Origin of the sequence: Hyphomicrobium sp. (genome assembly GCF_051860585.1) — a bacterium.
Classification (GTDB): domain Bacteria; phylum Pseudomonadota; class Alphaproteobacteria; order Rhizobiales; family Hyphomicrobiaceae; genus Hyphomicrobium_C.
This window is the reverse complement of record NZ_JBHYDS010000011.1, coordinates 73713-86282: the sequence shown is the minus strand read 5'-3', so window position 1 is coordinate 86282 and position 12570 is coordinate 73713. Positions and strand designations below refer to the sequence as shown.

The following is a 12570-nucleotide window of genomic DNA, read 5'->3' as shown; positions in this document are numbered from 1 at the left end:
CGCAACCGCGAGTCGAGGCTCCCGCGCGTAAGCCGGCTCGGGCGTTTGTCCGGTGTCGAAGTACAAACCAGCGTGAGGATCCGCCTTATGCATATATCGAAGTTGCTCATCATCTTCGGCATAGTGCTTATTGCCGTCGGGCTTCTCTGGCCAGTCCTCACCAAACTCGGCCTCGGCCGGCTGCCGGGCGACATCGTTATCGAGCGCGAGAACTTCCGGCTCTATGCGCCCATCGCCACGTCGCTGCTTATCAGCGTCGCGCTGAGTCTCATCCTGTGGCTTCTGAGCCGATAGCAGCGCGGTTCGCAAGATTAGGTGAGGTCGCCCGCCTCCATGGCCAACGGTTCATGCGCATATTTGTCTGCCATCCGCGCGAGCGTCATGAGCATGATGCGGGCGTCGCCTTTCTTTCCCTGCGCAACATGCGCCTCAATGTGCGAGACTGTCGCCCGCAGGACATCCACGCGCGATTTGAGAACCTCCAACTCCGGCTTGCCGCTTTGATAGGCCTTCCGCGCTTCATCGACTAACTTCGCCAGATCGTCCACGATGCTCTCCTATGCAAAATTTGCCGCTCAAAGCCTACGGCCGCTTCCGCGTCCGCAACTCTACCAGTCTATCGAGAATCTCGACCTGCCCCATGAGGATTTTCCTGCGCGCCACATTAAGCCCGATCCATGCCGCCCAATCGATCTCAGTAAACGCCTGCACCCCGCCCGTAGCGTGGCGGCCTTTCCCTAGAAAGGCGCTGCTGGCAAGGACTTCCGGCTAGCGAAGCACAAACCCCGTGAGGCGGTTGATGCGCGGGGCGTAGCGCTCGACGTCGAGCATGAGCGGGATCGACCGGCCGTTTTCGCGGTGCAGGAATGCCGGCGCGCTCTGCCGGAATCCCATCGACATGTAGAACGGCAGCAATTGCGGGATGCAGTCGATGAAGCTTTCCTTCACTTTGGTCCGCATGCCGACCTCCATCGAGGTCGCCATCAACTTGAACGAGGCCTTGCTGTAGCGGTGCGCCTTCCTGACGATGAACTTCGTGCAGATGGAGGTGGCGGTGGGGTGATGCGCTGAGTTCTGCATGCCGTAGAGTTCGACGAGCGGGCCGAGCGGGCCTTCTGCAGCCCTGTTGAGGCGCATCGTGCCGACGGGCTCGTCGCCCTGCAGCGCAATGAGCACATGCGCGAAGCTGTCGAGCTCGTCGGCGATGATCCTGTTTTCCACGTCCGCAAAGGGCGACGTGCGTCCCAGTTCCTCACAGTAGACTTCGTACCGGATGCGCTGGGCCTGGTGGAGCATCTGCGCGTTGCGGCAGAGGCGGACCTCAACGCTTGCCTCTTGTGGCTTGCCGGAGGCGTCCTTATGAAACAGCAGATTGAAACTCTGCCGTCCGTCCGCGACTTCGGCGAGTTGACGGTAGAGGCCGGCCGCGAGTGCCGGATGGTCCCTTTCCAGCATGGCCCACACTTCATCGTTTATGACGAGTGCCTTGGTCGTTGTGCGGGCTGTGACGGTTGCCGTGGCGGGCCGTCCCGTTAGAAAACTGATCTCTCCGATGGGCGAGCCGCGCTGGCGGGTCAGGATCGTGGGATCCGTTCCCATCTTTTCGAGCGCGATCTCCACCTCGCCGTCGGTCAGCAGGTACATGCTTTTGTAGTGCAGGCCTTTGCGGCGAAGAACCTCTCCGGGCGCGAAGGACACCTCTTTGCAAAGTTCCCCGATCGCATCCGGATCGATGAAGGTTTCCGAGTGCGACGGCTGCTCGCTCTCCATCGGGGACTCCAAACTGCTCAGGCTCAAGTGGCCATTCGCCGGAGGCTATGAGCCGGTAACGGCCGGAGCAAGTTTTTTCGGCGCAGAACAGCGTCGCCTCAAGGGCAGCGTGCAACGGGAGTGAGGCAGTCGGCAGTAGGCAGTCGGCAACAGGCACGCTTGGATAGCCGCGAGGGCTCGGTTTCGCGGGGTTCAGGTCGGTTGGGCTCAAAGAGCGGGTGGTGCCCGGGAAAATCCGGGGAGCGGAGCGGTAGGCGCTGAGTTTACGCGGGATGCTTCGCCGCTGCTGCGCATCACCGCGAAATTGATGCCCTAATGAATGGGCCCCGCAGGGATGCAACCTCACCGGCGCGAAGGCGTGTGCGCTCATGGATTGCGCGCCTTCGGCACGACCATCCATCGTGCACACGTTGGCTTTCACGGTCCATCCAACCGAGAAATCCACTTCGAACCTTTCCAGCCTAGCTGATGGTACTAGTGTTAAGGGAGGCGCAGCTCCCGCTCACGTCATGATGAAAGCATGCCTCTGGCATGACACGCCCAGCTCGCGCCGGCCCCCGAATGAGCGGGATGCGGTGAGCGTATACGGAGGAATTAGGGGCGGGGATAGGTTTGTTGTAACACGCAACGTCATGGCCGCGCCATGGCGAAGCCATGCTGCGCATGGACGGCGGCCATCTCCGCAAGTCTCAGCACGTTCTATGCGCGTTGAGGCCCACTGCGTTCACAGGTGTAAACTGTGACTAAGGTTGCCCGTGCGTTTCCGTGTCGTGGATGGCCGCCTGCGCGGCCATGACGTTGGGGCCATGCGGCTGATTTGGAAATGCCGCCATCGTTGAGGAGGCGCGGCTCCCGCTCATGCTCATTTGCGCTCGCCTTCGGCAAGATACGCCCGCTCGCAGGTCATGCTGGAAGCATGCATCAAGGAGCGTCCCCGAATGAGCGGGATGGACTGAGCGTATGCGGAGAAATGAGGGGCGGGGATAAAGTTTTTGGAAGTTGGCTGGGCCAGAAGCGGACCAACTGCCGAAGGCAATCCCCGGTCATCGACATGCGCCCGACATATCGTCGTAGGACTAGCCCGCGCCTGCGCCTAGGTGTGCGTCTAAGGGCATCTTTTCGGCTTGCGGGGCCGATCATTCGCAGGCAAAGGTGCAGCATGCTGACGTTTTCCACCGACGACCTGCCGGCGAAGGAGCGCTTCGACCATTGGGTCGAGGTCAGGGGGAAGCAGCTTTTCGGCGTCACCATCGAGCTCGAGAAGGCGAAGCGGCTCGACTTCAAGGGACGCTTCTCGGCCGTCGCGATCGGCGGCGCCACGCTCGCCGAAATGCACGCCTCCACCTATCATGTCAGCCGCACGCAGGCCGATATCGACCGGCTCGCGAGCGACAGCCTCTGCATCGCTGAGCAGGTGCGCGGTCCCGGCTGGATGGACATTGGCCGCGATCGCATTCGCGCCATCACCAACTCGACGCTGGTCGTCAGTCATTCGGACATGCCCTATGCGGCGATCCCTACGCGGACCGACGGATTTCATTTCCGCGCCCTCAAGATTCCGCTGAAGGGGAGAGACAGTCTCGCCGCAAGCGCACGCAATCTCGATCATGAGCCGCTCGCCGCGGGACTACGACTAACGAAGCTGATCGCGGCCGGCTTTGCGGCGTTGGTGGGGCAGGGGCCGCGCATCGCCGATCAGGCAGCGGCGGTGGCAAACCTTGGGCAGCTCGCCTTGTTGGCGCGCGGGCGCGTGGCGCCGGGCTCGCCGGAAAGCCGGGCCGCACTTCACTTCGGCCAGTATCACGCTGCGCGGCACGTCATTGTACAGAATCTCTTCCGCCCCGATCTCTCGCCCGCGCTCGTCGCCACATTGCTCGGCGTGTCCGTGCGCCAGATCCATCTCCTGTTCGAGCCGACCGGCGAAAGCTTCTCGCGCACGATAACCGCAATGCGGCTCGACGAGGCGCGCCGGCAGTTGCTGGCCGACGCCGCCCGCCCCGTTGCCGACATAGCTTTCGCATGCGGCTTTGAAAGCCTGGCGACGTTCTACCGCGTCTTCCGCCGCGCCTACGGTCTCACACCCGGCGACGTGCGCGCCGCCGAAAGCTGATTGCTCGGTTATCTGAGGTATTTCCGCCACCGATTTCGTGCACCGTCGCACTTTGCGCGGAATGAGATGACGCGCCCCGATTCGCTTGGGCATAGAGCTTCGTCCAATCCCGGATGGAGGAATAAGAAATGAAACGTCACGTAGCCCTGATCGCGATGCTTGCATGCTTCGCCACGCCTGCCCTCGCCGACAAAAAATCCGACGATTCGAAGTGGATCGGCGACTGCGTGATCGAGAACAAGGACGAGGGCCAGCCGGCCGACGTCGTCACCAAATATTGCACCTGCATGAACAACGAGATGTCCGACGATGAATCGCGCTCGGTCACCGAGTGGGAGAAGGCCAACCCCAAGGTGATGGAGAAGTGCAGCAAGGATGCGGGCTGGACGGGCAAGTAAGCGCCTGTCAGTAAGTGAATGTGCCTCGGCACGACGCTTTGCGCGGAATGAGACGACTACTGTTCATTCGTACACGATAATAAAGTTCGATTCGGCCTGCCGATCTGCGACGGCAGGCCGCTTTTTCCAGGGGGGCGAGTGATCCGGTCAAATTGGATTGTAAAGGCGGGCCTGCTCGCGGGCACGGCGCTCACGACGTTTGCCATCACCTCGCCGGCGAAGGCGCTCGATTGGGTCCAGGAAACGGGATCGATACCCGGCGCCCTCTATAACATGCTCTCTGGTATGAGCGGCGATGGCAAGGTGTTGATCGGGATGACCGATACGCAGATATGGGTCTGGTCCAACGGCGTCTATACGTTTCCGGTCGGCTTTGGCGGCTTCGCAGCCCAATTTGCTGCGAACTTTGACGGCTCGGTGATTGTCGGCAACGCGGACACCGGTGGCGGCACTTTTCACGGGGTGATGTGGACCGCCGGCAGCGCTGTCCCGACCGACCTGCACTTCGGCGCGGCATTCGACCCCGGCGGCACGCTCAACGGCTATGCGACCAGCCGCGCCGACGGCGTTAGTGGCGATGGCACTGTGGTGACCGGTTCTGCCACGAACGGAGGCGGGATCGACCAGGCTTACGTCTGGACGCAGGCGACCGGCATGGTGGGCATCGGAACGCTGCCCGGCTACACCGACAGCTTCGGCAAGGCCATCAGCGGCAACGGTAAGGTCGTGATCGGCGATGCGGCTGACCCAACAACGCAAGCCTTCCGTTGGTCTCAGGCCATGGGCATGACCGGCCTCGGTTTCCTGAACGGCGGCACCGTCACGTATGCGCACGGGGTCAACCATGATGGCTCTGTCATCGTCGGCCACGGCGACAGCAGCCGCTCCACTGGGGAGGCCTATCGCTGGACGCAGGCGACCGGCCTCGTCAGTCTCGGCTTCGTTTCCGGCAATACCCGGAGCCTTGCGACTGCCGTCAGCGCCGACGGATCGATCGTCGTCGGCTACAGCTCGGGTGGCGGCCCTACGCAAGCGTTCCGCTGGACCGCAGTGACCGGCATGCGGTCGATCCAGAGCCTCCTCGCCGAATCCGGTGTCAATCTCGGCGGCTGGCAGCTCTGGTTCGCCCAAGGCATCTCCGCGGACGGCAGCATCATCGCCGGCCGCGGCCTGAACCCGGCAACTGTGACCGACGATATCTGGCTGGTGCGCTGCGTCTCGATGTTCTGCCAGGGGCTTACTACAGAAAGTGAGCTTGCGAACTCGTACAGCGGTCAGGCGGCCGTGGGCCACACCGCCAACGCCGCGATCGGCGGTGCGCTCACCACCATGCAGGAATACGCGACGCAGGCCCGCGCTTCGCAGGGCTCGCGCAGCTCGCCGTATTCCGTCTTTGCCTATGGCGCCTACGACAGCGATCCGGTGACGTCCGGTACGCTCGGCATAACGGTCGATCTTCCGGACCAGATGATTGCAGGCTTCTCGGTGTCGGCCGCGCGTGTCGAAACCGAGATGGTCTATGACGGCTCCGCCGATATGCGCGGCGGCGGCCTGTCGGCGTTCCTCGCCCGCGTGCCTGACACCGGGCTGCAATGGCTCGTCGGCGTCAATGGTCTGCTCCTCGATGGCGACATCGAGCGCGGCTACACGAACGGAGTCGGGCGCGTATACTCGAAAGGCGAGACATCGAGCGACGGCTTCGGAGCCATCGCCCGCGTCGGCTGGACCGAGCAATTCGGCGCGCTGCAGCTGACGCCTTTTGCGTCCTACACGTTCTCGCAGACGACCCTCGATGCCTACACCGAGACGGACGGCGTGTTCACATCGTCGTTCGAAGGGATGAAAAGCACGGCGGAGACGGCGCGCTTCGGCGCCGACGCGCGCTACACCTTCAAGCCGGACACCTGGATTTGGGGCACACTGGCCTGGGGCCATCGCCTCGACGGCGGCAAGGGCGCAGACGTCACGGCCACGCTGGTCAATTGGGTTCCCATGAGCGTGCCTGGCGTCGCGGCCACGGAGGACTGGCTCGAGGTCGGCGGCGGCGTGCGCCTGCCGGCCTGGGACAAGGGCGCGATCACAGGCTCGGTCACCGCATCGATCCCCGAGGATGAGGGGGATACCACCTACCTCGCCCGCGTCGGCCTCTCGCAGGATTTCTGAAATCGTCGCTGCAGATTGTGCTTCACGTAAGCTTGTTCGCCGTCACAGCTCTGCCACTGCTGCGGGTCAACCCGGCAGCTTGGTTGCGCCAAGTGGGATCAGGGGGATTGCTCAAATCTCATCGATGGCGCGAACGCTTCGCTAAAGGGCCATTGTCTGCAATGGGTCAGGAGCAGACATCCGCGGTCGTGACCTGCGACGTCCGGCTTGAGCGTCAATTCGGATGCGCGCGAACGCCCCCGCTCCCCACTCAAGACTTCGTCTTGACGTAGCTGCCGGGGGCGTCTTCGATGACGCCGAGGGTTTCGCCGGGCTCGCGCGGGATGGTCCAGTCGCCGGAGTGCTTGGTCACCCATTCGACCCAGTAGGGCCACCAGGAGCCGGGGTGCGTCTTGGCCATGCCGATCCACTCTTCGAGCGTGTCGGCGGCGGCTTTGTTGGCGGTCCAGTACTGATACTTCATCTTGTCGGGCGGGTTGACGACGCCGGCGATGTGGCCCGATCCGGCGAGCACGAACTCGACGGGGCCGCCGAGCATCTTCGAGCCGATGAAGACGGACTTGGCGGGCGCGATGTGGTCTTCCTTGGTGGCGACCTCGAACACCGGCAGCTTGATCTTCTTGAGATCGAGCTTGATGCCCGCGAGCGTCATCTCGCCCTTGGCCAGCTTGTTCGCGTTATAGAATTCGCCCAGGTAGAAGCCGTGGTTGGCGGCGGGCATGCGCGTCGAATCCTGGTTCCAGTAGAGCAGGTCGAACGGGAACGGCTTCTTGCCCAGCATGTAGTTGTTGACGATGTACGGCCAGATGAGGTCGCGCGGGCGCATCATGTTGAACACGTTCGCCATGCGCGAGCCGTCGAGATAGCCGCGCTCGGCCATCATTTTACCGAGCGAGGAGAGCTGGCTGTCGGTCGTGAACAGGAGGAGGTCGCCGGCTTTCGAGAAATCGAGCTGCGTCGTGAGGAAGGTGACGGAGCGATAGGGCTCTTCGCCTCGGGCCGCGAGATAGGCGAGCGTCGAGCCGACCAGGGTGCCGCCGACGCAGTAGCCGACGATGTTTATTTTCTCGACGCCGGTCTCGCGCGTGACGGCGTCGGTCGCCGTCAGCACGCCTTCGAGCATGTAGTCCTCGAAGCTTTTGTGCGCGAGGCGTTCGTCCGGATTGACCCACGATACGACGAAGACCGTGAAGCCCTGGTCGACCGCGTATTTCAGCAAGCTCTTCGGCGGCGTCAGGTCGAGGATGTAATATTTGTTGATCCACGGCGGGACGACCAGCAGCGGCACCTCGCGCACCTTATCGGTGGTGGGCGTGTATTGGATGAGCTGGAAGATGTCGTTCTGGAAGACGACCTTGCCCGGCGTGGTGGCCAGGTTGCGGCCGACCTCGAACGCGGCCGTGTCGGTCTGGCTGATCTTGAGAAGATCGCCCGACTTCTCCATGTCGTCGACCAGGTGCGTCATGCCGCGCACGAGGTTGCCCGCGTTGGTCGCGAATGTCTCGCGCACGACTTCGGGGTTGGTCATCGGGAAGTTGGAGGGCGAGAAGGCGCTCGAAAGCTGGCGCAGGTAAAACTCCGCTTTCTGGCGGGTGGGGCCGTCCAGGCCTTCGGTCTGCTGCAGCACGTCCTCGGCCCAATTGGTGGTGAGGAGGTAGGCCTGCTTCCAGAAATCGAAATAGGGGTTCGACGACCACTCCGGATCCTTGAAGCGATTGTCCGACGGTTCCGGCTCGGCGACGGGCTGGACCTGTTCGCCGAGGAGCTTGCGAAGCGCGTTGTTCCAGAGGTCGATGTAGGAACTGACGAGCGCGCCCTGCGCCTCCGCCAGCTTGGCGGGATCGGTGAACCAGAGGCGGGCGATGTCGGTCAGGGTGCCAATGGCCTCGGTCGCCTCGCTGGCGGCGGAGAACGGGCTGATCTTGGCGTCGGGCCGGTCCAGGAGGTCGCCCATCGCGCGGCCGCCCTGCTCGAAGAGGCGCAGCATGTTGCGCGCAAATTCTTCGGGATTTTCGATGCGATAGGGTGTCGTAGGAATGTGCGGCTGCTCAGTCATGAGGCAAAGATAGGACGTCCCTGCTGGATCGCCTAGTAGGATCAAAGGCGAATGCTCATCGAGGTGTGAACATCACTTGGGCGGCAATTGCGTGACACTAGACGATGATGGGCCGCTTGGCGTAGATATCATCCGAAACCGACCTCGCTTTTATGACGCATCGCGCGTGCCCGGCCGCTGGGGGCCGACTGCGCGCCGACCACGTGGGCGTCACGCATGGGCAGGTCCTAACCGCCAAGAGACGCTCGTGATCGACGACGATTTTCACCGCATCAAGCGCTTGCCGCCTTATGTCTTCGCGGAAGTGAACCGCCTCAAGGCGGCGGCGCGGGCGCGCGGGGCGGACATCATCGACCTCGGCATGGGCAATCCCGATCTGCCGACGCCGCAGCACATCATCGACAAGCTCGTCGAGACGGTCGCCAAGCCGCGCACGCATCGCTATTCCGCCTCCAAGGGCATCCCGGGGTTGCGGCGCGCGCAGGCCGCCTACTACCAGCGCCGCTTCGGCGTGAAGCTCGATCCCGAAACGCAGGTGGTGGCGACGCTCGGCTCGAAGGAAGGCTTCGCCAACATGGCGCAGGCGATCACCGCGCCGGGCGACGTGATCCTGGTGCCCAACCCGACCTATCCGATCCACGAGTTCGGCTTTCTGATTTCGGGCGCGTCGATGCGGCACGTGCAGGCCGGCAACGGGGAGGATTTCCTGCGCGCGGTCGAGCACGCGGTGCGCCATTCGATTCCGAAGCCGCTGGCGGTCGTGCTGTCGTATCCCTCCAATCCGACGGCGATGACGGCCGATCTCGACTTCTACAAGGACGCGGTGGCGCTGGCGAAGAAGCTCGACCTCATCATCCTTTCCGATCTCGCCTACTCCGAAATCTACTTCGACGGCAATCCGCCGCCGTCGGTGCTGCAGGTTCCGGGCGCGATCGACATCACGGTGGAATTCACGTCGCTCTCCAAGACCTACAACATGCCCGGCTGGCGCATGGGCTTCGCGGTCGGCAACGAACGCCTGATCGGGGCGCTGGCGCGCGTCAAATCCTACCTCGACTATGGCGCGTTCACGCCGATCCAGGTGGCCGCGGCCACGGCCCTCAACGGGCCGCAGGATTGCGTCGAGGAGATCCGCAAGACCTACAAGAGCCGGCGCGACTGCCTGGTCGACAGCTTCGGGCGGGCCGGCTTTCCAGTGCCCCCGCCGCCGGCCACCATGTTCGCGTGGTGCCCGATCCCGGAGCCCTACCGCGCCATCGGCTCGGTCGGGTTCGCAAAGCTTTTGATCGAGAAGGCAGACGTCGCCGTATCGCCGGGACTGGGCTTCGGCGAGTATGGTGAAGGTTTCGTGCGTATTGCGCTGGTGGAGAACGAGCATCGCATCCGGCAGGCGGCTCGCTCGATTAAAAAGTTCCTCGCGCAATCTCCGGAAACGCTGCATAACGTCATTCCCATCCCACAGAAAGCCAGCCGCTAGGCATCTCAAGCCATGTCAGAGCCTTTGACCCTCGGCGTCGCCGGACTTGGCACCGTCGGCACGGGTCTCATTCAACTTCTTGCCGCTCACGCTCCGCGCCTCGAAAGGATGCTCGGCCGCTCCATCGTGGTCACGGGCGTCTGCGCCCGCTCGCGCGACAAGACGCGGGACGCTGATCTCGGGCAGGCCCGCTGGTTCGACGACCCGATCGCGCTGGCCACGGACCCGTCGATTGCGGTGTTCGTCGAGCTGATGGGCGGCGACGAGGGGCCTGCGAAGGCGTCGGTGGAAGCAGCCCTGCGGGCGAAAAAGCACGTCGTGACGGCAAACAAGGCGCTGCTCGCCAAGCACGGGCTCGCCTTGGCACGGCTGGCCGAGGAGAACGGCGTCGCGCTCAACTTCGAAGCGGCCGTCGCCGGCGGCATCCCGATCATCAAGATGCTGCGCGAGGCGCTGGCGGCCAACGAGGTGCGGCGCGTCTACGGCATTCTCAATGGTACCTGCAACTTCATTCTCTCGAAGATGACCGACGAGAAGCGCGCCTTCGGGGATGCCCTCAAGGAAGCGCAGGACCGCGGGTTCGCCGAGGCGGATCCGACGTTCGACATCGGCGGGTTCGACGCGGCGCACAAGCTGTCGTTGCTGGTCAGCCTCGCGTTCGGGACGACCATCGCGTTCGACCAGATCGACGTCGAGGGCATCGAGCGGATCACGACGGCCGATATCGAGGCGGCCACCGAGCTCGGCTATTGCATCAAGCTGCTGGGTGTCGCCGTGTCTTCGCCCGACGGGGTCGAAGCGCGCGTCACGCCGGTGCTGATCGACGAGGAATCGGCGCTGGCCGAGGTGTCGGGTGTCACCAACTGCGTCGGCATCGACGGCGACTACGTCGGCAACCTCCTGCTGGTCGGCCCTGGGGCGGGCTCGAAGCCCACGGCCTCCGCGGTCGCCAGCGACATCGTGGACATCGCGCGGGGGCTGGTGATGCCGCCGTTCATCCGGCCCACGGCCGCGCTCGCGACGGCCAAGCGGCTCACGGGCGCGGCGCGCCAGGGTAACTATTACGTCCGGCTGTCCGTTTACGACCGGCCCGGCGCCATGGCATCCATCACGCGACGGATGAGCGACGAGAACGTGTCGCTCGAAAGCATCGTGCAGCGCCGGCATGGACCCGTTCACCCGGGCCAGGCGGGCGAGCCGGCGCCGGGGCATAAGGAAACGGCGGCGAACGTCATACTGATCACGCACGACACGACGGAAGATGCGATGCGCAAGGCGCTCCGGGCGATCGAGGACGACGGCAACGTCACCGAGAGTCCGCAGATGATCCGCATCGAAGACCTCTAGACTTCAGGCAAGGACACGGCGATGGCGAATGGTAACGGGAGCGCTGGGCTCGACCGCATGTTGGTGCTGGAGGTCGCGCGCGTGACCGAGGCGGCGGCCATCGCTGCGGCGCGGTTCAACGGGCGCGGCAATGAAAAGGCCGCAGACAAGGCCGCCGTCGACGCCATGCGCTACGAGCTCGGCCGCGTGTCGCTGCAAGGCACGGTGGTGATCGGCGAAGGCGAGATGGACGAAGCGCCGATGCTCTACATCGGCGAGACGGTCGGCAACGGCACGGGGCCGGAAGTCGACATCGCCGTCGATCCGCTCGAAGGCACAACGATCTGCGCCAAGCTGATGCCGAACGCGCTGGCGGTGCTCGCGGTATCGGAGCGCGGCGGGCTGCTGCATGCTCCCGACATGTACATGAACAAGATCGCCGTCGGCCCCGGCTATCCTGAAGGCGTTATCAGCCTCGATGCTTCGGTGGAAGACAACCTCGCTTCGCTTGCCAAGGCGAAGGGCGTCAAGATCAACGAGATCACCGCGTGCCTGCTCGACCGGCCGCGTCACGCGGACATGATCCGCGCGGTGCGCCGGGTAGGCGCGGCGGTGCAGCTCATTCCTGACGGCGATATCGCAGGCGTCATCTGGACGACGGACCCGGCGGAGACGGGCATCGACATCTATCTCGGATCGGGCGGCGCCCCCGAGGGCGTGCTGGCGGCGGCCGCGCTGCGCTGCATCGGCGGACAGATCCAGGGGCGGCTGATGCCGTCGAACGACGACGAACGCAAGCGCGCCGCTAAGATGGGCATCGAAGACATCGACAAGATCTTCCGGCTGCAGGACCTGGCGTCGTCCGACGTGATCTTCGCAGCGACCGGCGTCACGAGCGGATCGCTGCTCAAGGGCGTGCGGTTCCGCGGCGACACGGCCGAGACAGAGACGCTTATCATGCGCTCGAAGACCGGCACGGTGCGCCGGATCTCGAGCCGGTTCCGCGATGTCGGATTGCGGTTCGCCGAAAGCCGCGACTGACGCGCTTCAGTCGCGCCGCGTCGCAGCGGGCCAAGGTTTATCGCTTACTTGGCTTCCAGCTTGAAGCCAGGCACGTCGATGCGCACGTGGGACTGCTGGCTGTCGTAGTAGAGATAGCCCAGCACCGCGACGCCGATGACCAGAAGGGCAATGACAAGGTTTTTAGGGTCGCTCATTTGGGCGCCTCGGTTTTGTGTGTGGTCGTGTGTGTCTGGCCCACCTCTGCCAT

11 protein-coding genes are annotated in these 12570 nt (G+C 63.9%); 7 read left to right on the top strand and 4 right to left on the bottom strand.

What is annotated here, in order from left to right; genetic code table 11:
• Positions 1-87: 87 nt before the first annotated feature.
• Positions 88-294: a DUF2905 domain-containing protein gene (locus ACTIFK_RS16530; protein WP_439544108.1), complete on the top strand. Its 207-nt coding sequence runs from the start codon at positions 88-90 to the stop codon at positions 292-294.
• A 17-nt stretch (positions 295-311) separates the two neighbouring features.
• On the opposite strand, the gene ACTIFK_RS16525 is transcribed toward ACTIFK_RS16530, so the two are convergent.
• Together ACTIFK_RS16525 and ACTIFK_RS16520 are read right to left on the bottom strand one after the other, a co-directional pair.
• A complete protein-coding gene (locus ACTIFK_RS16525; RefSeq protein ID WP_439544107.1) occupies positions 312-548 on the bottom strand; it encodes a hypothetical protein in 237 nt (78 codons plus the stop codon).
• A 220-nt stretch (positions 549-768) separates the two neighbouring features.
• The gene (locus ACTIFK_RS16520) at positions 769-1770 is read right to left on the bottom strand and encodes a cyclic nucleotide-binding domain-containing protein (protein WP_439544106.1); all 1002 of its coding nucleotides are present in this window, start codon (positions 1768-1770) and stop codon (positions 769-771) included.
• A gap of 1159 nt (positions 1771-2929) precedes the next feature.
• Here ACTIFK_RS16520 and ACTIFK_RS16515 point away from each other — a divergent pair.
• The 3 genes from ACTIFK_RS16515 to ACTIFK_RS16505 all read left to right on the top strand — a co-directional run bounded on the left by ACTIFK_RS16515 (position 2930) and on the right by ACTIFK_RS16505 (position 6441).
• Complete coding sequence (locus ACTIFK_RS16515; protein WP_439544105.1) at positions 2930-3880, top strand: helix-turn-helix domain-containing protein; 951 nt, start codon at positions 2930-2932, stop codon at positions 3878-3880.
• Between the two features lie 128 nt (positions 3881-4008).
• On the top strand, positions 4009-4278 hold the full coding sequence (locus ACTIFK_RS16510; protein WP_439544104.1) for a hypothetical protein: 270 nt from the start codon (positions 4009-4011) through the stop codon (positions 4276-4278).
• A 138-nt stretch (positions 4279-4416) separates the two neighbouring features.
• Complete coding sequence (locus ACTIFK_RS16505) at positions 4417-6441, top strand: autotransporter domain-containing protein (RefSeq protein WP_439544103.1); 2025 nt, start codon at positions 4417-4419, stop codon at positions 6439-6441.
• Positions 6442-6691: 250 nt separating this feature from the next.
• On the opposite strand, the gene ACTIFK_RS16500 is transcribed toward ACTIFK_RS16505, so the two are convergent.
• The gene (locus tag ACTIFK_RS16500) at positions 6692-8497 is read right to left on the bottom strand and encodes a PHA/PHB synthase family protein (protein ID WP_439544102.1); all 1806 of its coding nucleotides are present in this window, start codon (positions 8495-8497) and stop codon (positions 6692-6694) included.
• A gap of 250 nt (positions 8498-8747) precedes the next feature.
• On the opposite strand from ACTIFK_RS16500, the gene ACTIFK_RS16495 reads away from it, so the two are divergent.
• The 3 genes from ACTIFK_RS16495 to glpX are packed head-to-tail and all read left to right on the top strand — an operon-like array spanning position 8748 to position 12341.
• Positions 8748-9974 (top strand): LL-diaminopimelate aminotransferase, encoded by a 1227-nt coding sequence (locus ACTIFK_RS16495; RefSeq protein WP_439544129.1) that lies wholly within the window; start codon positions 8748-8750, stop codon positions 9972-9974.
• A 12-nt stretch (positions 9975-9986) separates the two neighbouring features.
• The gene (locus ACTIFK_RS16490; RefSeq protein ID WP_439544101.1) at positions 9987-11321 is read left to right on the top strand and encodes a homoserine dehydrogenase; all 1335 of its coding nucleotides are present in this window, start codon (positions 9987-9989) and stop codon (positions 11319-11321) included.
• A gap of 21 nt (positions 11322-11342) precedes the next feature.
• Positions 11343-12341 carry a class II fructose-bisphosphatase gene (glpX, locus tag ACTIFK_RS16485; RefSeq protein WP_439544100.1) on the top strand — a complete coding sequence of 333 codons (999 nt, stop codon included), beginning with the start codon at positions 11343-11345 and terminating at the stop codon, positions 12339-12341.
• Positions 12342-12385: 44 nt separating this feature from the next.
• Here the strand turns inward: glpX and ACTIFK_RS16480 are convergent, their stop codons facing one another.
• Positions 12386-12517 carry a hypothetical protein gene (locus ACTIFK_RS16480; RefSeq protein ID WP_439544099.1) on the bottom strand — a complete coding sequence of 44 codons (132 nt, stop codon included), beginning with the start codon at positions 12515-12517 and terminating at the stop codon, positions 12386-12388.
• Between the last annotated feature and the right edge of the window lie 53 nt (positions 12518-12570).